The 26,509-nt window shown below is 39.3% G+C and carries 23 protein-coding genes; 2 read left to right on the forward strand and 21 right to left on the reverse strand.

Going from position 1 to position 26,509, the window contains the following annotated elements; genetic code table 11:
- Positions 1 to 347: 347 nt before the first annotated feature.
- From RRB46_RS06830 to RRB46_RS06920, 19 genes are all read right to left on the reverse strand, one after another.
- Complete coding sequence (locus tag RRB46_RS06830) at positions 348 to 1,046, reverse strand: N-acetylmannosamine-6-phosphate 2-epimerase (protein WP_311537965.1); 699 nt, start codon at positions 1,044 to 1,046, stop codon at positions 348 to 350.
- A complete protein-coding gene (locus RRB46_RS06835; RefSeq protein WP_311537966.1) occupies positions 1,036 to 1,869 on the reverse strand; it encodes a MurR/RpiR family transcriptional regulator in 834 nt (277 codons plus the stop codon). Before RRB46_RS06835 ends, RRB46_RS06830 begins: the two co-directional genes overlap by 11 nt.
- Positions 1,862 to 2,737, reverse strand: a complete 876-nt coding sequence (locus RRB46_RS06840) for an ROK family protein (protein WP_311537967.1) — start codon at positions 2,735 to 2,737, stop codon at positions 1,862 to 1,864. Before RRB46_RS06840 ends, RRB46_RS06835 begins: the two co-directional genes overlap by 8 nt.
- 1 nt (position 2,738) lies before the next feature.
- Positions 2,739 to 3,680: a dihydrodipicolinate synthase family protein gene (locus RRB46_RS06845; RefSeq protein ID WP_296127822.1), complete on the reverse strand. Its 942-nt coding sequence runs from the start codon at positions 3,678 to 3,680 to the stop codon at positions 2,739 to 2,741.
- Between the two features lie 11 nt (positions 3,681 to 3,691).
- The gene (locus RRB46_RS06850; RefSeq protein ID WP_399530058.1) at positions 3,692 to 4,687 is read right to left on the reverse strand and encodes an ABC transporter ATP-binding protein; all 996 of its coding nucleotides are present in this window, start codon (positions 4,685 to 4,687) and stop codon (positions 3,692 to 3,694) included.
- A gap of 43 nt (positions 4,688 to 4,730) precedes the next feature.
- Positions 4,731 to 5,747 carry an ABC transporter ATP-binding protein gene (locus RRB46_RS06855; protein ID WP_311537969.1) on the reverse strand — a complete coding sequence of 339 codons (1,017 nt, stop codon included), beginning with the start codon at positions 5,745 to 5,747 and terminating at the stop codon, positions 4,731 to 4,733.
- 7 nt (positions 5,748 to 5,754) lie between these two features.
- Entirely contained in the window at positions 5,755 to 6,633 is an 879-nt protein-coding gene (locus RRB46_RS06860; protein ID WP_265212228.1) for an ABC transporter permease, read from the reverse strand.
- Between the two features lie 8 nt (positions 6,634 to 6,641).
- Positions 6,642 to 7,607 (reverse strand): ABC transporter permease, encoded by a 966-nt coding sequence (locus RRB46_RS06865; RefSeq protein WP_311537970.1) that lies wholly within the window; start codon positions 7,605 to 7,607, stop codon positions 6,642 to 6,644.
- Positions 7,608 to 7,675: 68 nt separating this feature from the next.
- Complete coding sequence (locus RRB46_RS06870) at positions 7,676 to 9,355, reverse strand: ABC transporter substrate-binding protein (RefSeq protein WP_311537971.1); 1,680 nt, start codon at positions 9,353 to 9,355, stop codon at positions 7,676 to 7,678.
- Between the two features lie 202 nt (positions 9,356 to 9,557).
- Positions 9,558 to 10,937, reverse strand: a complete 1,380-nt coding sequence (locus RRB46_RS06875) for a sialidase family protein (protein ID WP_311537972.1) — start codon at positions 10,935 to 10,937, stop codon at positions 9,558 to 9,560.
- 150 nt (positions 10,938 to 11,087) lie between these two features.
- The gene (gene pepT, locus RRB46_RS06880) at positions 11,088 to 12,323 is read right to left on the reverse strand and encodes a peptidase T (RefSeq protein ID WP_311537973.1); all 1,236 of its coding nucleotides are present in this window, start codon (positions 12,321 to 12,323) and stop codon (positions 11,088 to 11,090) included.
- A 62-nt stretch (positions 12,324 to 12,385) separates the two neighbouring features.
- Positions 12,386 to 13,753 (reverse strand): ABC transporter permease, encoded by a 1,368-nt coding sequence (locus RRB46_RS06885; protein ID WP_311537974.1) that lies wholly within the window; start codon positions 13,751 to 13,753, stop codon positions 12,386 to 12,388.
- Positions 13,743 to 14,726 carry a COG1361 S-layer family protein gene (locus tag RRB46_RS06890; protein WP_296127850.1) on the reverse strand — a complete coding sequence of 328 codons (984 nt, stop codon included), beginning with the start codon at positions 14,724 to 14,726 and terminating at the stop codon, positions 13,743 to 13,745. Before RRB46_RS06890 ends, RRB46_RS06885 begins: the two co-directional genes overlap by 11 nt.
- Complete coding sequence (locus RRB46_RS06895) at positions 14,719 to 15,432, reverse strand: ABC transporter ATP-binding protein (RefSeq protein ID WP_296127853.1); 714 nt, start codon at positions 15,430 to 15,432, stop codon at positions 14,719 to 14,721. The genes RRB46_RS06890 and RRB46_RS06895 overlap by 8 nt, the downstream gene beginning before the upstream one ends.
- Positions 15,404 to 16,444 carry a peptidoglycan bridge formation glycyltransferase FemA/FemB family protein gene (locus tag RRB46_RS06900; RefSeq protein ID WP_311537975.1) on the reverse strand — a complete coding sequence of 347 codons (1,041 nt, stop codon included), beginning with the start codon at positions 16,442 to 16,444 and terminating at the stop codon, positions 15,404 to 15,406. Before RRB46_RS06900 ends, RRB46_RS06895 begins: the two co-directional genes overlap by 29 nt.
- Positions 16,445 to 16,601: 157 nt before the next feature.
- A complete protein-coding gene (locus RRB46_RS06905; RefSeq protein WP_296127857.1) occupies positions 16,602 to 17,051 on the reverse strand; it encodes an 8-oxo-dGTP diphosphatase in 450 nt (149 codons plus the stop codon).
- Between the two features lie 66 nt (positions 17,052 to 17,117).
- Positions 17,118 to 20,240, reverse strand: coding sequence for an isoleucine--tRNA ligase (ileS, locus tag RRB46_RS06910; RefSeq protein ID WP_311537976.1), 3,123 nt, complete (start codon positions 20,238 to 20,240; stop codon positions 17,118 to 17,120).
- 266 nt (positions 20,241 to 20,506) lie between these two features.
- Positions 20,507 to 20,998: an AMMECR1 domain-containing protein gene (locus tag RRB46_RS06915; RefSeq protein ID WP_311537977.1), complete on the reverse strand. Its 492-nt coding sequence runs from the start codon at positions 20,996 to 20,998 to the stop codon at positions 20,507 to 20,509.
- Entirely contained in the window at positions 20,991 to 21,473 is a 483-nt protein-coding gene (locus RRB46_RS06920; protein ID WP_311537978.1) for a glutathione peroxidase, read from the reverse strand. The genes RRB46_RS06915 and RRB46_RS06920 overlap by 8 nt, the downstream gene beginning before the upstream one ends.
- Positions 21,474 to 21,872: 399 nt before the next feature.
- On the opposite strand from RRB46_RS06920, the gene RRB46_RS06925 reads away from it, so the two are divergent.
- Positions 21,873 to 23,159, forward strand: coding sequence for an O-acetylhomoserine aminocarboxypropyltransferase/cysteine synthase family protein (locus tag RRB46_RS06925; RefSeq protein WP_311537979.1), 1,287 nt, complete (start codon positions 21,873 to 21,875; stop codon positions 23,157 to 23,159).
- A gap of 93 nt (positions 23,160 to 23,252) precedes the next feature.
- On the opposite strand, the gene RRB46_RS06930 is transcribed toward RRB46_RS06925, so the two are convergent.
- Complete coding sequence (locus RRB46_RS06930) at positions 23,253 to 23,735, reverse strand: hypothetical protein (RefSeq protein ID WP_311537980.1); 483 nt, start codon at positions 23,733 to 23,735, stop codon at positions 23,253 to 23,255.
- 438 nt (positions 23,736 to 24,173) lie between these two features.
- Here RRB46_RS06930 and RRB46_RS06935 point away from each other — a divergent pair, with 438 nt between their 5' ends.
- Positions 24,174 to 24,461: a GIY-YIG nuclease family protein gene (locus tag RRB46_RS06935; protein ID WP_311537981.1), complete on the forward strand. Its 288-nt coding sequence runs from the start codon at positions 24,174 to 24,176 to the stop codon at positions 24,459 to 24,461.
- A 696-nt stretch (positions 24,462 to 25,157) separates the two neighbouring features.
- On the opposite strand, the gene RRB46_RS06940 is transcribed toward RRB46_RS06935, so the two are convergent.
- Positions 25,158 to 26,509: Ig-like domain-containing protein (locus RRB46_RS06940; protein ID WP_311537982.1), on the reverse strand; the 1,352-nt coding region annotated here is incomplete at its 5' end.

The following is a 26,509-nucleotide window of genomic DNA, read 5'->3' on the forward strand; positions in this document are numbered from 1 at the left end:
GCCTGACTCATTAGCTTGGTATCCTAGTAAATTTTATAGCTTTTTTATTAGCCTTTGCCTAAGTGTTTTTTGCAAGACAAAGCTAGGGACCCTCGCAAATACCAGATTTACGAACATCCCTAGGCATAAATCCATCTATTTTCTCCAAAATTTTTGAAGAATTAGAGCTTAAATCCTTGTCTTTATGATTTTTTTAAATATTTCTTCACTTATATTTTATCATAACTAAGGCCCAAAACAAAATAGATTTTATTATAATTTTACAAATAACCAATAAACATAAATATATTTTATCAAAATTTTACAATTTAAAAACGGCTTTCATTTTTGAAAACCGTTTTTAAATCTTATTTATCCTTTAGGGTGTCGATGCAGTCGACAAATTTCTTGGCTATATTTTGTGGCCTAGTGATAGCTCCGCCTACTACTACTGTGAGGGCGCCCAGTTCTAGGACTCTCTTGGCCTTTTCTGGTGTATCTATATTGCCTTCTGCTATTACCGGATGGTCACAGGCCTTGATGATTTCCCTTAGGATCTTAAAGTCATCTGCTTCTATCTTGTGGCCCTTTGATTGTGGGGTATAGCCTACCATAGTTGTGCCTATATAGTCAAAGCCAAGCTTATCGGCATGGATTGCTTCTTCGATTGTTGAGCAGTCTGCCATTAGCCTTATGTTTGGATATTTGGCTCTGATTTCCTTATAAAAAGCATCTAGGCCATCGTGGTTTGGCCTTTTGGCATTGCTTGCATCTGTGGCTATGATTTCAACATCCGCTGCTACTAGCTTATCTATCTCATCCATGGTTGGTGTGATATAGATTTCGCTATTGTCATAGTCTTTTTTGATTATACCGATTATTGGTAGGTCGACATTTTTTCTGATTTCTGCTATGTCTTCTACTGTATTGGCCCTTATGCCGCTTGCTCCTGCCATTTTGGCAGCTAGGGCCATCCTGCCCATTATAAATGAAGAGTGGAGGGGTTCATCTTCTAGGGCCTGGCAGGATACTATTAGACCATTTTTTAATCTATCATTAATTTCCATCGTCCTTCTCCTTTATTAGTTTTAACATTTCATTAACTGATTGCATATAGACCTCTCCTGAGGTGAGACGTCTTTCGTAGAGTTTTTTAAAGAGGATATCTAGCATGATCATGGTAGGAAATTGGGGTGAGATGATGTTTGAATATTCTAGGTTTTGCTTGTGGGCTACTAGGATTACAAAATCAAAATATTGGTCCCACTTCTCACTATCATTTGCTACAAAAAGCACTGTCTTGCATCCCTTCTCTCCCGCCTTTTTAAGGCCATCTATCACCTCTATGGACTTGCCTGAATAGGAGATGCCCATGACTAGAGAGTCTCCCTTTAGCCTTACTGAGTTTAACAAAAGCATATGGGTATCTGTGATAGCTTCTGCATCTAGGCCCAGCCTTATGAGCCTTTGGGCAAATTCTGTAGCCAGATATCCAGATGATCCTACTCCGTAGATATAGATTCTTCCGACTTTTAGCATGGCTTCGGCTAGCTTTTCGTAGTCCTTGTAATTGTAGAGGTTGTAGGATTTAAGTAGGATTTCCCTATAGGAATCAAATACAGGTAGACCTATGTCTTTTTTCCTCTTAAAATTGCTCTGTCTAGATGACTGGTACTTATAGACAAACTCCCTATAGCCAGAAAGGTTGAGCTTTTTGGCAAATCGGGTTAGGGCTGCCTCAGAGATAAAAAGCTTGTTTGAGACTGTCTTGCTCGTTAGGTCTGTGTCTTCTGTTTCTAGGAAATATTCTGCTATTATCTTTTCTACTTCAGTTAATTCTTCATACTTTGATTCAATTAGAGGGAGTATTGATTCATAATTTTCATTCATTTGATTTTTCAAATAGGCTGTAGGCCCCGTAAAGTCCTGACTTATTGCCTAGGGCTGTGGCCTTTATTTCTGTAGAAGCGAAGATATTTTCTGGCACGAGGGTCCTTATCTTTTCAATAATTGGGTCGAGGAATTTCTCTTTTTGCTCGCTTATGCCTCCACCAATTATGATCACTTCTGGGTTTACTATGAGCATGATATTGGCTATACCCCTGGCTAGGATTTTTGTCATATCATCGACTAATTTTATTGCATCAGGGTCAGCCTTATCAATGGCAGCAAATATTTCCTTGCCATTATTTAGGCCTTTGTCTAGGTAGAGGGTCTGGGCCTTTTTAACTAGGGCGCTGGTTGAGGCTAGGGCTTCGAACTTGTCAGTTTCAAATGGCATGTAGCCAATTTCTCCTGCATGACCACTTGCACCCCTGTGGATTTTCCCATCTAGGATTAGGGCTCCGCCTATGCCTGTTCCTACTGTAAGGACGAAGGCTGAATTATAGCCCTTGCCAGCTCCGTAAGAAAGTTCGCCCATAGCTGCAGACTTTACATCATTTTCTACTACAGCTGGGATGTTTAGGGCATCTCTTAGTTCCTTTTTCCAATCAAAACCCTTGTAATTTTTGAAGGTTGGGCCGTGGCCTGCTATGATTCCTGTCTTGTAGTCAACCATGCCTGCTGTAGAAATGGCTACTCCTTCTACCTTGTATTCTGGATTTAGGTCTTTAATGAGTTTTAGGACATCTTCTTTGATATCAGGGGCATTTGTACCTGCCTTGGATGGGAAATTTGGAAGGTCTTTTTCAAAATCTTCCCCCTTAAGCATGGCCTTGATCTCTGTGCCCCCTATGTCTAGGCAAAGTACTGGCATCTTAATATTTCTCTCTTAGCTTATCTATTACATAGATATCTTTCATCTCGTATTTGTTAGCCAATTCTACTAGACCCTTGGCAAGTTTTACCTGGTCATCACCGTAGAAATTGATAAATGGCCTTCTAGCATAACCTGCATTTATACCTGCTTCTCTTAAGACTGCCTTGATACCTGCTACCATATTGCCGCCTGCTACTAGGTAGTTTATTATCCTTACGGCATTTTTCTGAAGGTCGTAGGCTTTTTTAACTTCGTTATTAGCTATAGCCTCATTTATTTGGATGAACAAGTCTGGGATTAGGTTATAAAATGATCCTACTATACCATCTACACCTATAAGTAGGTTTGAGCTTGCTAGCTCATCTGCTCCACCATAAACCATGAAGTCTTCTCCGCAAGCTTCCTTGATAGCTGGGATTTGATAGATATCTGAATTTGTGTATTTTACACCCTTGATATTTTCTATTTGGGATAGGTCTTTTATCATATCTGCACTCATCATGCCTGCTAGTGGGACATTGTAGATTACCATTGGAATATCAACAGCTTCTGCTATATCCTTATAATAGTTATAGATTTGCTCGCTATTAAATCTCCAATAAAATGGTGGAACTGATGAAATGGCTGTTGCTCCTGCAACTTCTGCTGCTTTTGCTAGGTCTATTGATTTTTTAGTTCCTATATCACCTATATGAACTACAACTGGCACCTTTCCCTTTGCTACTTCTATTACAGCTTGAGATGATTTTTCCCTTTCTTCAGCACTCATGAGGAAGCCTTCTCCAGTTGATCCTGTTAAATATAGGCCGCCGATGTCAAATTTCAAAAGAAATTCTGTAAATTCTTTTGTAGCTTCTAGGTCTAGGTTTTCATTTTCATCAAATATTGATAGGGCAGCTGGTATTACTCCCCTAAAGTCTTTTAGTGTAAATTCGCTCATAATTTTCTCCTCTAATTTTTCTTGCTATATAGGTGGCAAGCTACCTCGTGGTCTTCATCTATTAGGACTCTTTCTGGGACTTCACTCTTACAAATATCCATGCACTTGCTGCACCTATTGTGGAATGGGCAGCCAGCTGGCTTATGGATTGGACTTGGCACATCCCCTTCTAGGACAATCCTCTTTGAGTCAGCTCCCACTACTGGTATTGGGACAGCTGATAGGAGGGCCTGGGTATAAGGATGGGCTGGGTTTTTGTTAATCTTCTCGCTGGTAGATATTTCCATGATATTTCCAAGATACATTACTATTATCCTATCAGAAATATATTCTACTACCGAAAGGTCGTGGGCTATGAAAATATAGGTTAGGTCAAGCTCTTTTTGGATGCCTTGGAGTAGGTTTATTACCTGGGCCTGGATTGATACGTCTAGGGCTGATACCGGCTCATCCAGGATTACTACTTCTGGGGACACGCAGAGGGCCCTGGCTATACATAGCCTTTGCCTTTGACCGCCTGAAAACTCATGTGGGTAACGGTACATATAATCAGGTCTTAGGTTTACTCTCTTTAGCCTATCTTCTATGACCATGTCTATGTCCTTTTTCTGGTTGACCCCGTGGGCAACAAGGGGAGCCTTGAAGGAATCATAGATTTTTTTCATTGGGTTTAGGGCTGAATATGGGTCTTGGAAGACCATTTGCACTTCTTTTCTAAAATCAAAGAGCTCTTCCTTATTAAATTTGGTTACATCTGTCATCCTGCCGTGAAGATTGTATAAAACTTCTCCCCCAGTTGGGTTTTCTAGTCTCATTATAGACTTGCCAAGGGTTGTCTTTCCACAACCAGACTCACCTACAACTCCGACTGTCTCTCCACGTCTGACTTTAAATGATACCCCGTCAACCGCTTTTACAGCTCCTGTTTGCTTTTTAAAAAAGGTGCCTTCATAGATTGGAAAATGGGTCTCTAGGTTTTTGACATCAAAGACGATTGTATCTTTTATCTCGTTTCTTACTAATAGGTCGTCATTTTTTTCTATAATTTTCTCATCTACTTTCATCTACGACCTCCTTTTCTCCTTCTAATAGGAGACATCTTGCTGTGTGGTTGCCTTCTACTCTGAAAAGCGGAATGTCTCTTTTTAGGCATTCTTCTGTGGCATAGGCACACCTATTTGCAAACTCGCAGCCCTTTACATAATTGGCTGGGTCTGGGGTTTCGCCTGGAATTGTTGATAGCTTCTTATTCCTATCCATGCCTGGTACTGGTACAGATTTTAATAAAAGCTTGGTGTAAGGATGGGTTGGGCTATTAAAGACATCTGCCACTTCCCCATACTCTATGACTCTTCCCATATACATGACTGCAACTTGGTTGGCAACTTCTGCCACAAGGCCCATGTTGTGGGTTATAAGGATAACTGACTTGCCTTCCTTATCTCTTAAGTCCTTCATAAGATCCATAATTTGGGCTTGGATTGTAACATCAAGGGCTGTAGTTGGCTCATCAGCTATCAAAAGATTTGGATTATTTACCATGGCTATGGCAATCATTACCCTTTGTTTCATACCACCAGAAAATTGGTGAGGGTAATTGTCAAATCTTGATTCTGCTTCAGGTATGCCAAGCTTTTTGAGCATTTCTATGCCGATTTGTCTGGCTTCTTTTTTGGAAATCTTCCTATGCTCTAGGATATTTTCTAGGATTTGGTCACCTACCGTGTAGACTGGGTTTAGGGATTGCATTGGGTCTTGGAAGATCATGCCGATTTCCTTACCCCTAAGCTGTCTCATCTTTTTGCCGTAGGCTTTTTCCTTTAGGATGTCGACAGTATTGCCATCTTCCTTAAAAAATTCTGAGCTTCCTGAGCTTATCCTTGCTGTCTTTGGCAAGAGTTTGACCATGGAGTTGACTGTGACTGATTTGCCGCAGCCAGATTCACCTACTATTGATAAGATCTGACCCTTTTTAACATCTAGGCTTACGTTTTTTACTATTCTGTTGTATCTCTTTCCTACCTTAAATTCTGTGGATAGGTTTCTTAATTTGATTATATTGTCCATATTTCACCTAATTTCTTGGGTCTAGAGCATCTCTTAGGCCATCGCCCAAAAAGTTGATACTCATTACAAATAGGGATATAAAGAGGCCTGGTATTATCCATTGCCACTTATACATTTGGATGACTGTTATTGACTTGGCCGCATTTATTATTGTTCCCCAAGTTGGTACATTGGTTGGAACACCTAGTCCTAGGAAGGATAGGCCTGTTTCTTGGAGTATAAAATAGGCTATGTTTATGGTTGTTGCTACTATTATTGGGCTTAGGGTGTTTGGCAAGATATCCCTAAACATAATAGCAAAGTCTGATATACCAAAGGCCTTGTTGACATCTACATAGGTTTCTTCTCTTAGCCTTAAAACTTCATTTCTTACTATCCTAAAGACTGTCATCCAGCCTATGAGGGTGAAAACTAGGATCATATTTGATACTGAAGGGCCAAGAATAGTTACAAGGACCATGACAAGAATTATCATAGGAAATGATTGCAATACTTCTGATATTCTTATGAGGATGACATCGATTAGACCGCCAAAATATCCAGCTATTAGGCCAAAGATTGTGCCTATGATGGATGTGGTGAGGGCTGATGATATACCGATTAGGATTGAAATCCTGCCACCATAAAGGAGCCTTGAGTATAGGTCACGGCCTGTGGAATCTGTCCCAAATAGGTGGCCATTGCCTGGGGCTTGATTAAGCTTACCCATATCTATTTGGTTTGGGTCATGGCTGGCAAGTAGGGGTGCAAAGATTGCTGATAAGATCATTAACAAGACTATCACAAGCCCTACTATTGCCAATTTATTTGATAAGAATTTTTGCAAAGACCTCTTTGCCAAGGATGACTTTTTTTCTTTTTTCTCTACTAGATTTATTTCTGTCATAATTTCACCTACAATCTTATTCTTGGGTCAAGAATCGCACTTAGAACATCTACCATGAAGGAGATTACAAGCATAACTGTGGCTATGAGTAGGGTTGTGACCATTATTATCGGATAGTCACCGCTTGTTACAGCTCCCATGAGGGTTGAGCCTATGCCTGGCCAGTTAAATACTGATTCTATTACTACAGAACCTCCTATAAGGCCTGGAATCCTGAGCATGATTGTGACTAGGATTGGTCCCATGGAGTTTCTGAAAGCGTGTTTTAGGTAAACCTTCCATTCAGGTATGCCCTTGCTCCTAGCTGTTTTGATATATTCTTGGTTCATTACTCCAAGCATGGAGTTTCTAGTATACCTTAATACTGTTGCAATCATGGCTATGGATAGGGCTAGGGCTGGTAGGACTAAGTTTTTGCTCTTATCCCAAAAGCTTGTCATACCAAATATATTTCTTCCCCCTACCGGGAACCATCCAAGGGAAAGGGCAAATACAGATATGAGAACTATACCAAATAAAAATTCTGGTATGGATTGTCCAATTACACCTATAACCCTTGCTATATAGTCAATTGGGCCATTTTGGTTGACTGCTGATAGGATTCCTAAAACTATACCTAGGATTGACGAAATGATTAGGGCTGCTAGGGCAAGCTCTACTGTCGCTGGTAGTTTTTGGGCTAGTATATCTTTTATTGGTTGTCCATTTATTATAGAATAGCCAAAGTCCCCATTAACTACCTGGCCGATCCACCTGCCATATTGGATTAGGATTGGATCATCTAGGCCATATCTTGCTCTTAGCTCTGCTATCATCTGTGGATCTCTAGCTGAGCCTGGTGGCAAGAGGTAGTTGATTGGGTCTATTGGCATAGCCTGGAGGGCAACAAATATTAGAAAAGAAATTACTACAAGCATTGGTATCATTTGTATTAATTTCTTTAGTATGTATTTAAAAATATTGCCATTTTTCATTTATTTTCTCCTTAAAGCGCAATTTTTCAAAATTTAAGGGGCAACAGTTGTCGCCCCTAATTGAATAACTATTTAAGCTCCCAATTTTCAAATCCGATGTCTGCTGCAAACCATGGATTTGTAAACTTAGCTCCGTTAGTATTTACATTGTCTGTATTTACTAGTATTTCATTTTTAAGCATGAAGACTAATTCTTTTGATAGGTCTTCTGATTCGATTTTTTGAAGTTCCTTTAGGATTTCTGCTCTCTTTGTCTTGTCAGTTTCTTGAAGGAGGTCAGAATATAGACCTTCGTATTTTTTACCAACTTCTTCGCCAAATACTCTTACTAGGTTGTTATTAGCTGGAACATATTCTCCGTACCATTCTTCATAGCCAAATGCTGATAGGCCTTTGAGGGCTATGTCGTAGTTTCTTAGTTCCATAAGTTCTTGAGTAGCATCGCCTGCAAATTTTTGTACGTTTACTGGGATTCCAACATCTTGTAGGTTTTGAGCTATAGAGTTATATAGGTCAACTGATGATTGGTCAGCCATGTAGTATCTAAATTCTAGTGGTTGATCTGCTTTGTAGCCGATTTCTTTTAGAAGCTCTTTAGCTTTTTCTGGATTGTAAGCGTATTTTTCAGCTTCTTCGTTTTTGTTGTCAGCATCTTTTGCTGGTACACCAAAGGTTGATACTTCTGCAAGACCTGGGAAGAGGCTCTTGGTTAGGTTTTCTCTATCTATAGCGTAATAGATTGCTTGTCTAAACTTAGGATTTTTGATCCATTCGCTAGCTGGTCTTTGGTCATTGCCTGTTTGGTTAAATACTAGGTAGTAGTAGAAAAGTGTGTCTACAGTTTGGCCTTCCCAGTTTTCTTTTTCAGAAACTGCTTGGATTTCTGTAGGAACTTTTGAGTTAAATACGTCTGCTTGATCACCTAATACTGCATTTAATTTAGCATCAGATGGTACTATATTTACCACTACTGATTTGATTTTTGGTGCTTGACCTTCGTAATTTTCGTTTGGCTCAAGGGCTAGGTAAGAATCTGTTGCAACTTCTTTAACCTTGTACATACCATTTGTGATTGGGTTTTTCCAGAAGTCTGCTGTGTGATATTCTGTCATATCAACGCCTTCAAAGCCTGCCTTTGGAAGGATTGCAAATTGTGATAAGATTGGAATCATGTTACCAACAGATTTGTCCATTTCCATTGTTAGCTTGTTGCCTTCTACCTTTAGACCAGCAACTTCGTCTGCCTTGCCTTCTTTGTAGTCTTCTGCTCCCTTGATTGATGAGAAGGCTGATTTATAAATTGAGTTAACCTTAGCTGCCTTTAGGGCACCTTCGATTGAGAATTTTACATCTTCTGCTGTTAGGTCAGATCCATCTGACCATTTTAGGCCATCTTTTATGTTAAATTCATAGCTCATTCCATCTTCTGCCATTGTGTAAGAATCTAGCAGATCTTCTTTAAATTCTGTTAGTTCTGGATTTGCCTTAAATAGAGATCTGAAGGTTATAACCTTATAGATATCTCCACGGTTCCACCAAGGTGTATCGAAGTTTGTTCCTTCACCTTGTTTGTCAAATAGCATCCTTAGAGATTTTTCGCTAGACTCGTCTGTCTTTGCTGTCTCTTCTACCTTTGTTTCTTGCTTAGCATCTCCTGCTTCCTTGTTTTCTGGTGCCTTTGCGCCACCACAAGATGTTAGTAGCATGATAGCTGATAGGGCTAGGCCTAAAACGTAATTCTTTTTCATGTTCCCTCCTTGAAATTCGATTTCGTGATAAGGTTTTTTAAGTATATATGTAAAGTTGAAGTTATAAGCTTATATACCTAAAAAACATTTTCCTAACTATCTATATTATAGGGCATATTAAAAATATTTTCAAATTTTTTATCCATTTTGAAAGTACTTTTAAACACACCCTTATTTTTTATCTTTTTTGCTAAAGATTCTTCTAATTCATCAGATATTCAAAGTCAAATTCTATATATTTTAAAAACTCTTTCTCTTCTGACCCATCCTTTTGTCTTTGTTCAAAAAGTAGGGCGAAGATATCGTCTTTTCCTGTATATTCTAGGCAGGAATAGGTGAAGTTTGTGTCTGTGATTTGCTTTTGTCTGATGGTCCTTAGTTTATTTCCCTCGCCTACTTCCATGACCCTGATATAACCATTATTTCTGCCTGGGCCTTTGGGATTTGCTACTAGGATATATTCCTTGCCATCCTTGTCATATTTTAGGACTGATACCATGCAGAAGGATTCTGAATCAAAATCTGTCTGGCAAAGGGCTTTTTCAAAAGTCTCTCCATCATCGTATGAATATGAATAGAGAATCCTATCCGATGTTGTCCTTGAAAATAGGATTAGGGTCCCGTCATTTAGTCTTACTAGCTGGCTTTCACTTGTATTTGTGAGAGTTTTACCAGCTAGGGCAGAGTATCCTTCCCCATCATTTACAGACTTTGACCTTGACCAGGTCTTGCCAAAGTCATCTGAATAAATCAGGCAGGCATGCTCCCTTAAGTCATAGATATCATCCTTATTTTCTGTGGTGTAATAAAGAGGGATTAGGATCCTGCCGCTTGCCAGTTGCAGGCCCCTTCCCGGGCAGACTCCCATAAAGATCATCCTATCATCTGCCACAAAGTGGGATATATCAACAGGGCTTGCCCATGTCTTGCCCCCATCTTCTGAGTAGGTAAACCATAGGTAGGATGTTTGGTGGACTCTAAGGAAGGATGATTCTGAATAAATATTTCCTACTAGCTTATCACCCTCATAAATATTGCCCAGCTTATCAAATGGATAGGAATCTTCCATACAAACCCTGTATGGGCTTGGAGAATGGTCCATCCCATATACTTTGCCATCTTTTATGTAGAACCTATCCTGGGCCTTTTCAAAAAGGAGGGTATTTCCGCTGTTATAGAATAAAATCGGATATTTTTCACCGCCAAATTCTACATAACCTGTGCCCTTTTTGGATGTAAGGTAGTTGCCGCTTGACCTAAACTTATCAATTACCATGTAGACCTTATTGCCTGGTTCATAATAGGCTGGAGTGAGGTTGGTGTCTATGGTATAGGTGGGATTGGCATCTTTAAATCTTGGCTCCATAAAGGCCTTAAAGAGGTCTGAAAAATCATCTTCCCCCTTCTTTTTGATCCTTAGAGCCGGTTCTATTAGGCCACCCCAGTCGCTTTCACTTTCTAATCTTTGGTCAGCTGCTGCCAAGAGATCACCATTTTTAAGGAGAGCAAGGCTTGGTATCCTATAATATGGCGATTCCTCAAGGCCTGGATAAAATAAATCTATTGTCTGGCTTTTATACATAATACCTCCTTGGTAAAACATTTTCCTAATTTAATTATAGACTCTTGCAATTTATTTTCAATGACTAAAGGGTTTTTGAAAATACTTTTGCTTTCTATAAAGGCTATGAGGAAAATCTCAAAGAAAAAAGCCCGCTTTGGGCTTTTGTTTTTAAAAATCATCTTGCATTAAATTTAAGGTCACTAGGAAGGACTTATAAAAGCTATCTATTGGCAAGAATTCCTTATTTGAGTGGAAGTTGTGGGCTCCTGTGAAATAATTTGGGGTAAAGATTCCCTTTCTTGATAGGAAGGACCCGTCAGTACCTCCTCGCATTGGGATTATTTTTTCTTCTATCCCTAGTTTTTTAAAAATTGCCGCTAGCCTTTCTACAGCAACCTTATTTTCCTCATTCATAGAATCTCTTATATTGTCATAGACATCTGATATTTCAATCTCTATCTGAGCTTTCTTGTACCTTTCCTTTAAAAGGTCAGTTATTTTATAGAGATATTCCTTACTAGCCTCAAATTTTTCCCTATCGTGGTTTCTTATATTAAAGTCAAGCCTTAGATTTAGGACATCAGACTTTATATCTGTTAGCCAAATATAGCCTTCCCTATTTTCTGTATTTTCTGGCATCTTTGCCCTATCAAGCATGGCTATAAAGTCGTGGGCTATCATAATTGGGTTTACTAGATTGCCCTTGGCTGACATAGGATGGGCAGATACTCCCCTTACCTTTAAAGTACCGCTTGCTGCATTAAAGGTTTCATAGACAAGTTCTCCAAGTTCGCAGCAATCTATGGTGTAGGCATAGTCGACCTTAAACTCATCAAAGTCAATCTTTCTTGCTCCCCTAAGGCCAATTTCCTCATCTGGGATAAAGGCTATGAAAATGTCTGCGTGGTCGATATCTGGATTTTCTTTTAAAAACCATAGGGCTGTCATGATATTGGCTATAGCTGCCTTATTGTCTGCCCCTAGGACTGAAGTCCCATCGGTAAATATTATGTCATCGCCAATATAGGCTAGGACTTCGGGATTGTCTTTGATCGAAAAAGTGATTTCTTCATTTAATTTTATATCCTTGCCGTCATATGATTTTATGATTTGAGGATGAATCCTATCAGAAAGGCCCACATCGACCGTATCAAGATGGGCAACCCAGCCAATAGCTCTAGATTTTCCACCTCTTTTAGGAAGCCTAGCTTGAAGGACTCCATATTCATTTATCTTTATATCTACTAGGCCCAAGTCCTCTAAATCAGCTCCTAAGACCTTGGCCATCTCCCACTGACCAGGGCTTGATGGGACTTCTTTCTTTTTATCATCAGACTGGCTAGGGATTGCCAGATATTTTAGGAAATTTTCTACTAATTTATCTTTTATAATCTTTTCATTCATATTTTCTCTTTTCTTTAACTACAGAAAAAACCACAGCCTAGCTGTGATCTTTCATTAAAATATTAATTGCTCCTTAGGGCTTCTATAGCTGATAGCTTTGTTGCTCTCCTTGCTGGGATATAACCTGCCATGACCCCTACTAGGGCGGAAAATCCTACTCCCACTAGGGCAAGGCCTGGGCTTATGGAGATGATTTCTCCCCCGTCGCCTCCAAAAAATCCTCCGCCTTGGGTGAGGTTATTTATGACAGCTCCTGCCCCAAAGGATATCATAAGGCCAATTACTCCTCCAAAAAATCCTATAAAACCTGATTCTATCAGAAACATGGACCTTATATCAGCTATTGATGCTCCGATTACCTTCATGACTCCGATTTCTTTTTGTCTTTCATAGATTGACATGAGCATGGTATTTATGATGCCTATGGCTGATACTATAAAGGCCACAGACCCGATTCCTCCAAGGATTAAGGTGACTTGCATGGTTTGCTTTTTAATCTCTTCTGCAGAGCCTGCCTCTGATTGGGTCTTAAAGCCTGCCTTTTTTATGTCATTTTCGATTGTTTCAAGATTATCTACATCATCTACAATTACCCTTAGCTTTTCATAGGTTACCTTATCTGACTTGTCGATTATGACTTGACCGGTTTTTTCGTCAAATGATCCCATCTGTGGGGATTCTAGCTTGGCATCTTCCTTTTTGAGCTTTTTATAAAGGCTCTCATTGATGTAGGATGTCCAGCCCTTGAGCAGGGAGGCATTATTTAACTTGCCGCCTATTTTTACCGGTACATCTGCATAGGTTGGCTTTGAGCTTTCCTTATTTTCCTCATCATTGCCAAAGTGGACCCCATCATCTTCTTGGTCCATATAACCAAGTCTAATGGTAAACTTGTGGTCATTGAAATTAAAATCATCAGCACTTCCAGTGCTTGACCAGCCCCCACCAGGCATTACTTCGATTTTATCAACCCTGGCCTGCTGGCTGAGTATTATTTTATCAGAATCTGATGAACTTAGAGTCTTGCCCCATTCAAACATATCAGGGCTAAGCATGGCAAAAATCTCATCTGGTATGACTTCAAAACCGCTTGATAGGGCGTAGGACTTGCCATCATCTATGATTAAATCTGACCAAAATTCCTTGGATGGGACTACTGCCCTTACCCCCTTGATTTTCTTAAGCTTGTCAATATCTGCTTCTTTTACCTCGACCCTATCATCTTGCTGGTCATTTACAATATTAATGCTAGTTAGGCCGCCAAAGGATTCTATCATCTGCTTTTGAGAATTTGAAATCCCGCTGGCGAAGGCTAGCATGAGTATGATTGATGTTGCCCCTATGACTACAGATAGGACTGTTAAAATTGTCCTAGACTTTCTCCTTGAGAGATTTCTTAGAGCCATTAGGAGCCTGTCACTAATCTTCATCGTCTATTAGAAGCTCCTCATCTTCTTTTTTGTGTTTTTTCTTCTTATAAAGAACTACTGATAATACTATAATGGCTATTAGGCCAATCCAAATAAATGGGGATGTGAGTAGAGATCCTCCGCCTTGGTTTTGGCCTGAATTTGGATCCATATTTGGATCATAGGCTCCCATTTCTCCATTTTCTCCTGGCATGCCTTCTTCTCCCATGCCGGCTGCCACTTCCTTGTTGAAGTCTAGGACTTGGGTGTGGAGCTTGCCTGTGGAGTCCTCATAGGATAGCATGATTTGGCCTTCAATTTCGCCCTCCCTTAGAGGGGTGGCTGTGAAAGAAAAGGTCTCTTGGGTTCCTGTCTTAAAATTACCTATAAATTTCCTGTCATTGTCAATTTTTATGCCCTTGCCTATTACATCGCACATGAAGGTATTGAGGTTGTCCTTGCCTGTATTGTAGATATTTACAGACATTTCTGTAGGCTGGCCGACAGCTAGGTCTTCTGACTTGACATTGCCCATGCTCACCCCAGCCCTTTGGACAACTGGAATGCCGATTGCTTCGGTAGTCTTGTATTGGTTGCCATCAGCGTCTTCGTATTCTATGGTCATATTTATGACATAATTTCCTGCTACAGCATTTGGTAGGACATTCATCCTTATCTGCCTGTGGGCGGTATTCCATGGATAGAGGGCTGATACGTAGAATGAATTTGATTGGTTAACTGGCGAAAATACAGACCCATCTGAGACCATGGAGGAATTTTCACCTGTGTTTTGAGGTTGGGCACCTAAGTTTTGCTCAATTGTGGCCTTTAGGTTATAAATTGTGTTTTTGGAATTGGTATTGTATAGGTCAAAATATAGGTCAAAGGACTTGCCAGCCTCAGCTATTTTTGGCTCTAGCCTGTAGGCTGATATCATTATCTTTGGTTGGTTTTTGACATTTACGGTCATTTGTTCATTTGTATTTTCACTCATTTGTAAGTACCTCATCAATTGTTAGTTTTTCGTGAATCTTATCTAGCTTGCCATCTCTCATGAAGAGGGTCTTGTCGGCAAATTCTGTCATCTCGTCATCATGGGTAACCATAATAAAGGTTTGTTTGTTTTTTCTTGTAATATCTTTTATAAGCTGCATTATCTCAAAGCTTGTCTTGGTGTCAAGGTTGCCTGTAGGCTCATCGGCAAATATTATAGGAGGTGCTCCTACAAAGGCACGGGCAATGGATACCCTTTGCTGTTGGCCACCTGATAATTCGTTTGGCTTATTATAAATCCTATGCTCAAGACCTACAGCCTTTAGGATCTTAATGGCTTCAATCTTTCTCTCCTTGGCATCAAGTCCCTTAAAGGTAAGTGGCAAGGCCACATTTTCCCAAGCTGACAAATAAGGAAGGAGGTTGTAGGATTGGAAGACAAAGCCGATGTTTAGGTTTCTAAACTTGGTTATCTCTCCTTCTGTAAGCTTGGTCAGGTCAATCTTTCCATATTCAATAGAGCCTTTTGTCGGCCTTTCAAGGCCTGCCAGCATATTTAAAAGGGTCGACTTACCTGATCCAGATGTACCTAGAAGGGCCACAAATTCACCCTTTTCTATGTCTAGGTTTATCCCGTCCAGGGCCTTTATGATAGACCCTCCGACCTTATAATATTTTTTAAGATTTCTTATCTTTATTAAGCTCATTATCTTTCCTTTGGTAGTGGGGATTTAGGTCTGTCATATAGAGGTCGTAGGCCGCCTCATCTAGAATAATATCAAGCTCCCCTATGGATTTTCTTACATTATCTTCGGTAAATTTCTTCTTGAAATCATAGAGACCATCGGTCCCATCAGTCTCAAAAATCCCACCCATATCGTAGTATCTTATGCCATTTTCTATGCAATATTTAATCTCTTCAAAATTAATCTGATAATTTTGGCTCATGTCCTTATGTTTATCAGATGAACCCCCATAAAGGGATGTGGCCCAGTTTCCATATTTTATAAGAAGGGATGAGCAAACCGGCTCTCCTTGATAAAAACATACAGAAAGTCTTGACTCATCCTCATAGAGGTCGTACAGGTCCTTGATATAATCAAGTGGTCTGTGGCCAATGCCGGCCCTTTGCGCAGTTTCTACTATTTGATTATAGAGAATTTCTATCTCTTCCCTACCAAGGACCCTGGTTTCTATCCCATCCCTGTAGGATTTTCTGATATGTTTTCTGGTATTTTTGGAAAGGGTCGCCATTATTTCGTCTTCACTTCTTCCCTTTATGTCTAAGACCATATTTAGGAGGGGTTGGCTGGATTTTTCCTTATCAAAATGTACTCTTAAGCCATTTTCCTCATAAAGCTTTACTAAATTTTCATCATAGGCATAATATGGGTCAAGCCTTAGCAAAAATCCATCATTTGCCCTAGCAAAGTCGCTTGCCTCTCCTATTAGAAGCTTTATAGAATCTATATCATAAGGATCACAGACAGGACCCCTTGGTCCATAAAAGAAATTCTTGCCTGTTTTCTTATCCCTTATATATATGACAGATAAGGCTGCCCTTATCTTACAGTCTTCTTCTATATAAAAATATACACTCTCCCAAGTCTTCTTAAGCCTTGCCCAACGGATATCTTGTTGGAAATGGCCGTAGGGGGATGTTTTTATAAAATTATTATATTTTTGAGCTTTTTCTTTATCTTTTAAATCAAGTATCATTGCTTACCTCAATTCTTAATGTTTGGTCTATAGTAATACACTTACGATAATTGTATCACAGTAAAGGTACATAGGCAAGAACTTAATCTAAATAATATTGATAATTATATGCAATTAAACTTAATATTTTTGTAATAAAAAAGTCCTAATTCTAGGACTAAAAATATTTTATTTCTTCCTTGCCATCTCTCAAATTCCAAAATACTTCTCTACATTCTCCCTCGTATATTTTTAGGATATGGTTCATGGACATTGATTTGGGATTGGTCTTTTTGAAGTCTTCATAATCTTGCCAAAAGAGCTTGCCCTCCCTATTATCTTCTATAAGGTCTCCATCAAAATCACTTGTTTCATAAAGAAGGCCCACATCCTTTCTCTCATCTGTGATCCAAGTGATAATGCCTACTAGCTTTGGATTTTTTATATCTAGATTGGTCTCTTCCTTGGCCTCTCTTATAGCTGCATCTTCAAAGGATTCTCCCTCCTCGACCTTGCCACCAGGAAAGGTGAGACCTTCCCAGCCGTATTTTTTTACCTTGTCTAATACCAAGACCTCGCCTGTGTCTTTATTATAAATTTTTATCATGTTCATTAGTAATATTTTCATTTTTCTACCTCTCTTAGAAATTATACAAATAAGAAAAGAGGCTAGCAAATGCCAGCCCCCTATAAATTATAGTCTTTCTAGACTTATTTTTACTTTTTTATCGTTTAATTCTAGATCTTCTCCATCAAGTTCTGCTTTTGATAGATTTTCTGCTAGGGTTTCTTTCTTGATTACTTCCGCAAACTTTTCAAGAGAGCCTGCAAGGTCAGGATCAGCATCGAAAGCAATATTTATCCTATCTGTCACCTCAAAACCAGAGTCTTTTCTTAGGTTTTGGATTTTTGAGATAAATTCTCTAGCGTAGCCTTCATCTTTTAAATCTTCTGTGATTTCTGTATCTAGGATTACAAAGACATTGCCATCTATTTCTACATCAAAGCCATCCTTGGCTGAAATTCTAATATCTAGATAGTCCTTGCTTACTTCAAATTCTTCGCCGCCAAGTTCTACCTTTACAGGGCCTTCTTCGACTTTTTCGATGAAGTCTTTGGCATTTGTTGTTGCAAGGTATTTGGCAAAGTCATTTACCTTGGATTGGAAAATCCTACCTACTACCCTGAAATCTGGTTTTAGGAAGTAGTTCATAAATTCTGATAGGTCATCTTCAAAGTCGACTTCCTTGATATTTAGCTCTTCCTTTATAAGTGGAAGGAGATTTTCTAATCTTTCCTTGTATGATCCATCTACTACAATCTTTGATAGAGGTTGACGAACCTTGATCGCTTCCTTTTCTCTTGAAGCACGGCCTAGGTTTACAATCTTTCTTACTAGATCCATGTCAGCTTCGATTTTTTCATCGATTAGGCTTTCGTTTACCTCTGGCAAGATTTGGGTGTGAACTGTTTCTTCACCTGTTAGCTTCTTAAAGACTTCCTCTGCTAAGAATGGTGTGATTGGTGCTATTAGCTTGGCTAGGGTCACTAGGACATCGTAAGTTGTCTTATAAACTGCCTTTTTGGAATCAGTCATCTCTTGAGACCAGAATCTCTTCCTATTACGTCTGATATACCAATTTGACAAATCTTCTACTACAAAGTCATTTATCTCGTGAACTACCTTGTTAAAATCAAAGCTATCCATATAGGAATCATAGTCTTTGATTAGGCTGTTAAGTCTTGAATATAGCCATTTATCAATATTATCAAGCTCTACATCAGAAAATCCTTTGATATCTTCTAAGCTTATGCCATCTGTGCCTGCATAAAGGGCAAAGAAATTATAGACATTTTCAAAGGTTCTAAAGAAGTTATTTTTCACTTCTACTAGGCCTTTTTCGTCAAATTTGGTTTGCATCCAAGCTGGTGATACATATAGGGAGTAGAATCTTACCGCATCTGCCCCATATTTATCAAAGAGGGCAAAAGGATCTAGGGTGTTGCCTAAAGATTTTGACATCTTTCTGCCGTTTTTATCTACTACTAGGTCATTTACTAGGACATTTTTAAATGGAGCCTTGCCTGTGGTTATGGTTGAAATCGCCATTAGTGAGTAGAACCAGCCCCTTGTTTGGTCGATTCCCTCGCAGATAAAGTCTGCTGGATAGTAGTCATTTTCAAATAATTCTTTGTTTTCAAATGGGTAGTGGAGTTGGGCAAATGGCATGGATCCTGAGTCAAACCAAACATCCATTACATCTGGAACCCTAGACATGGTGCCCCCGCACTTATCGCACTTGATATGAACATCATCTACATATGGTCTGTGTAGCTCTATATCTTCTGAAATATCCTCGATTGCACGCTCTTTAAGCTCAGCACGACTGCCTACTGTATCTGTGTGGCCGCACTCACATCTCCAGATATTAAGTGGTGTACCCCAATATCTAGACCTAGAGATTGCCCAGTCTTTGACATTGGCTAGCCAATTGCCAAATCTCTTCTCACCTATTGTTTGTGGGAACCAGTTTACTCCGTCATTATTTTCTACCATCTTATCTGAGAACTTGCTCATTTCGATATACCAAGATGGTCTTGCATAATAGATTAGTGGTGTGTGGCATCTCCAGCAGTGTGGATAGTTATGCTCCATTGTTTCCTTGGCAAATACTTTGCCTTCTTCTTGTAAATGTCTCCAGATTTTCTCGTTGGTATCGAAAACAAATTCACCTTCCCAAGGGGTTGTGGTAAATTTACCTTCTAGGTCAACTGGTTGGACGAAGTCTAGGTCGTATTTTCTACAAGCCTGGTAGTCGTCCTCACCAAAGGCTGGTGCTATGTGAACAATACCAGTACCATCTTCTGCTGATACATAGTCAGCTAGGATGACCTTAAAGGCCTTGCCTGGTTGGGTCTTAACATATGGCATCAATTGCTCATATTCTAAAAGCTCAAGGTCAGTACCCTTCATTTCCTCGATAAGTTCATAATCTCTCTTATCCATAAGTTTTCCCATCAAAGATTTGGCCATGTAGTAATAGCAATTATCTCCTTTATCAAAAACTTTTACATAAGTTAATTCAGGATTTACAGCAAGGGCAAGGTTTGATGGCAAGGTCCATGGAGTTGTGGTCCATGCTAGGAAATATTCATTGTCAGCACCTTTCTTTTTAAACCTAACTGTAAGGGTGATGGTCTTTTCAAATTCATAGCCTTGTGCTACCTCGTGGCTGGCAAGACCTGTACCACATCTTGGACAATATGGCATAACCTTGGCACCTTCATAGATTAAACCTTCCTTGAAGGCCTTATCTAAAAGCCACCACTCGCTCTCTATGTAGTCATTGTTCATGGTTACATATGGGTGGTCCATGTCGTAAAGATATCCCATCCTATCTGACATGTCTCTCCACATATCAGAATATTTCCAAACAGATTCCTTACATAATTTGTTAAATTTCTCTATGCCGTATTCTTCTATGTCGTTTTTGTCATGAAATCCAAGCTGCTTTTCTACTTCGATTTCAACTGGCAAACCGTGTGTATCCCAACCAGCTTTTTTAAGGACCCTGTAGCCTCTCATGTTCTTATAGCGGCTTGTCATATCCTTTAGGGTTCTGGCTATAACGTGGTGGATGCCTGGCTTACCGTTGGCTGTTGGAGGGCCATCGTAGATTACATAGTCTTCGGCATCTTTTCTTGTTTCAAATGTCTTATCAAGTAGGTCAATCTCATCCCAAAACTTTTGGATATGGGCTTCTCTTTCTCTGACATTTTTGCTGTTAATTTCTTCAAAATGATGATGATTGCACATATGATTTCCTTTCTAATAAAAAAGGACCGTCCATACAGACGGTCCACTTATTTCCTGATTTGCTCTTAAGGATTGGCATTCCTACTAGGCTACTTATTTCACCTAATAAACAATAAAGATGATCTTCGCTCATATCTCCCCTAGCATTCTCACCAACCATGCCTCTCTGAAGCTTTGATATAAGTTACTCTTCTTTATATAGTCTAATCTATATACTTTCTCAAATAATGTACTATTTTACTTGCCTTTGTCAAATTTTAAGACACCTAGATATGTCTTTTTATTTTAAATTTCTCCATGCTAAAGATGTCGTAGGCATCGACATTGGCCCTTTCCTTGGCATCTTCAAACATCTGAAAGTCTGTCTCATAATCTTCCCTAAAGACTAGGGCTGGGTTGTTTGAATAATTTAGGAGAAGTCCTGAGTAAACACCGAAGTCCTCTAGCTTTTCCATCGCTTTTACCTTTGTCACTTCCAAAACTTGGATATAGATATCATCTAATTCATCAAGTTTTAGGGCAAAGGCATTGTCAAAAACACCTAGATTTACTGCTTCATAAATCACATCTAGGCCTATGTTTGCCCTGGTTGGATAGATTGAGCCAGACCTTTCTGTCCTATCTCCCTTTGTTATTTGAACTAGGACGCCATTGTGGTTGTCCTTAAATTCTTCGTCGTATTTTTCTAAATACTTGCCATTTTCAAGATAATATCTTATTGATTCGAAGGCAAGTTCTACTAGCTTATCCTTATGCATTTAATTCTTCCTCTATGTCCTTTGCTATGTTTTTTGGCTTTTTGGCTGAGCCATATCTTTTAACTACATTTCCATTCTTATCTATCAAAAACTTGGTGAAATTCCACTTGATGGCAGGGCCTGCTAGGGCACTCTTTTGGCTTTTTAGGAAGGTGTAGAGGGGGTCTTCATTTGCCCCATTTACATCTATCTTATCAAACCTATCAAAGCTTGTTCCAAAATTTAGCTCGCAAAAACCATTAATCTCTTCTATACTTCCAGGAGCCTGGCCGCCAAATTGGTTTGATGGGAAATCTAAAATTTCAAATCCCCTATCCTTGTATTTTTCATAAAGTTCTTCTAAGCCCTCATATTGTGGGGTAAAACCACATTTTGTAGCAGTATTTACTATAAGGAGGACCTTGCCCTTATATTTTTCAAGAGAAACCATTTCTCCATTAGCATCTTTAACCTTAAAATCATAAACTGTAGTCATTTTAATCTCCTTATCTCGATTAACTTATCATGTCTATATTATACAACATTTCCCAATAAAATCAGTTGACAAATAGACTAAGTCGCATATATTATAAGCATATCATAAACTTTATATGAGAAAGAGTAGTGCAGATGATCAAGCAAAGAGAGCTTCGTTGTGGTGAAAGAAGTAGAGAGAGTTTGTATGAAGATGGTTCTCATTTAGGATTTCCCGATATTAGGGATTTACGTCAGCTTACGTTACAAAGCGAGAGTATGTTAGTACTCAGTGAGATTATATGAGTGATTATATAATAAATTAAGGTGGTACCGCGAATTTTACGCCCTTGTTATTCCTATAGGAATAATGAGGGCTTTTTTTAAGCTTATGATAAATATTATAAAAGAGGTAAGAAAAATGACAGAACAAAGAAAAGAAAACATCGAGACCCTTTGCCTAAGAGCAGGATATGAAATTGAAAATGGCGGGGCAAATATCCCTCCTATATCCCAATCCACAACCTTCAAATACAACTCTGCCAAGGAAGTTGCAGACCTATTTGACCTAAAAGAAGCAGGATTTTTCTACACAAGGCTTGGCAATCCTACAGTCGATGCCCTAGAAAAAAGAGTGGCTAGCCTAGATGGAGGGATAGGTGCAGTAGCCACAGGTAGCGGCCAAGCAGCAAGCCTTTTAGCCATAACAAATATAGCAGGAGCAGGTGACCATATAGTAGCCCTAAATAATATCTATGGAGGAACCTACAACCTCATAGGCACCACCCTCAAAAATTTTGGCATAGAATCTACCTTCGTACCTTGCAATGACATAGAAGCCCTAAAGGCGGCCATCAAGGATAATACCAAACTAATCTTTGGAGAATCCCTCACAAATCCAAAGGCAGATGTCCTAGACATAGAAAAATACGCTCAAGTAGCCCACGAGCATAATATCCCCCTAATACTTGACAATACCCTAGCAACCCCAGCCCTCCTCCGTCCAATAGAACACGGTTGTGATATAGTAACCTACTCATCAAGTAAATACCTAGATGGCCATGCAGCAGCCATGGGTGGAATCATAGTAGATAGCGGAAACTTCGATTGGAAAAAGGGAGATTTCAAAGTCCTTACAGAAAAGGATGAATCCTACCACGGCCTAGTCTTTGCAGACCATTTCGGAAAGGCAGCCTATGCAGCAAGGCTCCGTACAGTAGGCCTACGTGACCTAGGCACAATCCAATCACCATTTAACGCCTACCTCACCCTCCTAGGCCTAGATACCCTAGCCCTAAGAATGGAAAGACACAGCCAAAACGCCCTAGCCGTAGCAAAATTTTTGGAATCAAGCCCATATGTAGATAGGGTATCCTACCCATTCTTAAAATCATCCACCTCCTATGACCTAGCTCAAAAATACCTAGAGGGAGGATCAGGAGTCCTATCCTTTGAGATAAAGGGCGGGAAAGAAGCAGCAGTCAAATTCATAGACTCCCTCAAGCTAACAAGACTAGCAGTCCACGTAGCAGATGTAAGAAGCCTAGCCCTCCACCCAGCAAGCTCCACCCACAGACAATTATCTGATCAAGAGCTAGAAAGTGTAGGAATAAGCCCAAGCCTAATAAGATTATCAATCGGAATAGAACATATAGACGATATAATAGAAGACCTAGGCCAAGCTCTTGAGCAAGCTTGCTTACAATAAAAATAATTTAGGGGGCCAAAGCCCCCTTTTAATCTCCATAATAATATTTATTCAATTTTTAAGTTCTAATTCTTAATTAGCAAAAATATTTTCCTAGCCTATCATCTTGGCAGTTAGAAATCTAATCGTCGTATTTTGCTCTTTAAGCGCCTTAATCATCTCCTCATACATAAGGGCCTGGGCAAGGTTTTTGCTTGCAATAAGCGCCTTTTCGGTGGCAAGGGATGATAATTTTTCGCCAGTTATAAGCAAAATTTCTGAATCTTCAATCCTATCCACATATTTGACATTAACAAAAGCTCTAGTTTCCTTATCATAATCGCTTTTTCTAAATTTGAAAGGGAAAAACACACTATTAGAATCGATAACATAAGGAAGATTGCGGTGGACTTGATAATTGGTTTTGATATGCTTATCAATCTTTTGCTTATCCTTGTGGTGGTCATAATATAAATTCTTCAGAAAGAGTGATGGACCTCTTCTGTCAAGATAGGGCCCATTTTCACTGTAGACCCTAGAATATATGCCCTTGCCCTTCACATACTCCGGAAGGATGGCAATAATAAGTTCGTCCATAATACCTCCTTTCAACACTAGACAATGAGTGTACTATAATTGTACAATAAAGACACAGAAATTACAATGGACATTCGTATTATTTGTAATGCACAAAGCACAGATCTATTTTCACAAGCCTTCGAATATAGTAACATATCGTTCTAGAGTTTGTACTAGGATTTAAGTTTGCGTAATAGGTCTCTCGACAAGCTCGAGACAAGGGGTGGGGAGCTCGAGATAAGTGGTGGGTGATGAAGGAAGCTTTTAAAGCTTCCCACTCCTTCCCTTGCTTCGAGCTAAGTGGCAAGCCCGTCGGCTCTTTGAGACAAGCCTATTAGTACTGATTTGGTGTCATTGTTCTCTCCGCACAGACCACAACTTTATTTTCAAAATCACTATGGTTAAATATCTAAAATCCGGGCATAAATATAAAAAGAATATTAATGAGGAGTTTTTATGGCTGGTTATTTTTATATAATGGCATGCGAATCTAATACTACTATCTACAAAGGATCTACTGATAATATTATAAGGAGAGCTTATGAGCATAAGTATCATCTTATTCCAGGCAGTTTTTCTGATACATACGACACTACAAAATTAGTTTATTATGAATATTATGAAGATATAACGGATGCTCGTGGACGTGAAGCCCAAGTTAGTAAATGGAGCAGAGCTAAGAAAGATAAACTTATAAGCAAGATGAACCCTGGCTGGGAAGATTTATATTGGGATTTAATATAAATAATTATAGAAGAATTTTGTAAAAGGTATACAATAGCCTTCGAATATAGTGAATTGTCGTTCTTAGGCTTAATTTGGGATTTGAGTGTTCGTAACAGTTCTCTCCACTTCGGTCGAGAAAAGGGGCAGGCCCCTCCGAATACCGCTTCTTCGAAGCTCTCCGTGCTCCCGCACTATTATTCGGCATAAACATGCCAAATCAAGGCATGTTTATGTGGCGCGTAGAGGAGTCCCGCGAAGCGGTTCGCAGCGAAGCGAGAGAGCTTTTTGTAAAAAAGCTACCCTTTCCCTTGCTTCGAACTTGTCGAGAAGCCTAAAGGACTGATTAGATGTTATCATTCACTATGCACAAAGCACAGGTATATTTTCACAAGCCTTCGAATATAGTGAATTGTCGTTCTAAGGCTTACTTTGTGATTTTAGTTTGCGTAATAGGTCTCTCGACAAGCTCGAGACAAGGGAGTGGATGCTCGAAGCAAGGGGGTGAAGGTTTTTTTGCAAAAAAGCTACCCTTTCCCTTGCTTCGAGCTAAGTGGCAAGCCCGTCCGGCTCATAGAGGACAAGCCTATTAGAACTGCTAAAACGTTATTGTTCTCTTCGCACAAAGCACAACTTTATTCCCAAAACTCATAAACCCTCCCCAAGGCGCAAAAAAACAAGACTCATTTAAGAGTCTTGTTTTCTTTTCGGAAAATATTATTTATCTTCTTCTTCTTTTTTCTTGCTTGCTAGTAATCCTGCTATTGAGATTCCTGCTAGTCCTAATATTCCACTTACTGAGCCTACGCCTGTTTTGACGTTTTTGCCTGCTTGTTTGCTATTTGGATTTACATTTCTTGCTGGATCTACATTGCCTGATTGAGATGGAGCTTTTTTAGCTTCTTTCTCATATACTAGGTCGCTTGCTTTGATGAAGTTCTTTGAGCCGTCTGCGTAGATTAGGGTAGCGTTGCCTTTGTCGTCTACTTTTACTTCTACTGCTGCTGGATTTGCCTTCTTAATTTTGTCGATGATTTCTTGTTTTTCTTCATCTGTTAAGTGGTTCTTATCCTTTACGCCTGTTTTTTCTGATGGAATTTGAGCTGGATTATTTTTAGCTTCTGTTTGAGTTGAGCCTTGCTTATCCTTCTTGTCTCCATCTTCTGGCTTGTTGTTATCTTCTCCTTCATCAGCATTTGCTTCTGGTATTAATGGCTCGCCTGGTCTGTATTCAGAATCATTTCCTCTTACTGTTACGTCGATGACTGTTGGGGTTTTTCCTTTTTCTCTTTGTTCTACAAAGATTACATCACCCTTCTTAAGTGGCATATTTTCTGGTACGTTTACAACCCAGTTACCATTTTTATCAACGATTGTCTTACCAATTACATTACCATTTTTGTCTTTGATAAGAATTTCAGCTCCTGGTACGCCTGTTCCTGTTATCTTCTTATCACCTTCTGCTGGTTGGTTTACTTTTGGTGCTTGTGATTGGTTGTTTTTGTCTTTTTCGTTAACTAGCTTATCAGCTGGGATTACATCTTTTGATCCATCTGGATATGTGATTGTTGCATTACCCTTATTGTCTACATCTACCTTTGTTCCTTCTGGGAATTTGTCCTTGTTGGCTTTTTCAATCTTATCCTTGATTTCTTCTTTTTCTTTATCAGTTAGATTGTCTTTATCGCCTACTTCTGTCTTTCCTGGAACTGTTGGGTCGATGATGTCAGCTATCTTAAGTTCTGGTTTGTCAGAGATTTCTGGTTCACCGTGTTTATATTGGAATACAAGGTCTTCTGCTGGGATTGTATCTTTTGATCCATCTGGGTATGTGATTGTTGCATTACCCTTATCATCTACATCTACCTTTGTTCCTTCTGGGAATTTATCCTTGTTGGCTTCTTCAATCTTGCCCTTAACTTCTTCTTTTTCTTTATCAGTTAATTTGTCAAGATCTTTTACGCCTGTTTTCTCAGTTGGAACATTTGGTGTGATCTTATCAGCATCTTTTTGTGCTGGTGTTGTATCTTTTACTGTTACAGGTACTTCTTTTTCTTCACTTGATCCGT

The organism is uncultured Anaerococcus sp., assembly GCF_963512375.1.
Classification (GTDB): Bacteria; Bacillota; Clostridia; order Tissierellales; family Peptoniphilaceae; genus Anaerococcus.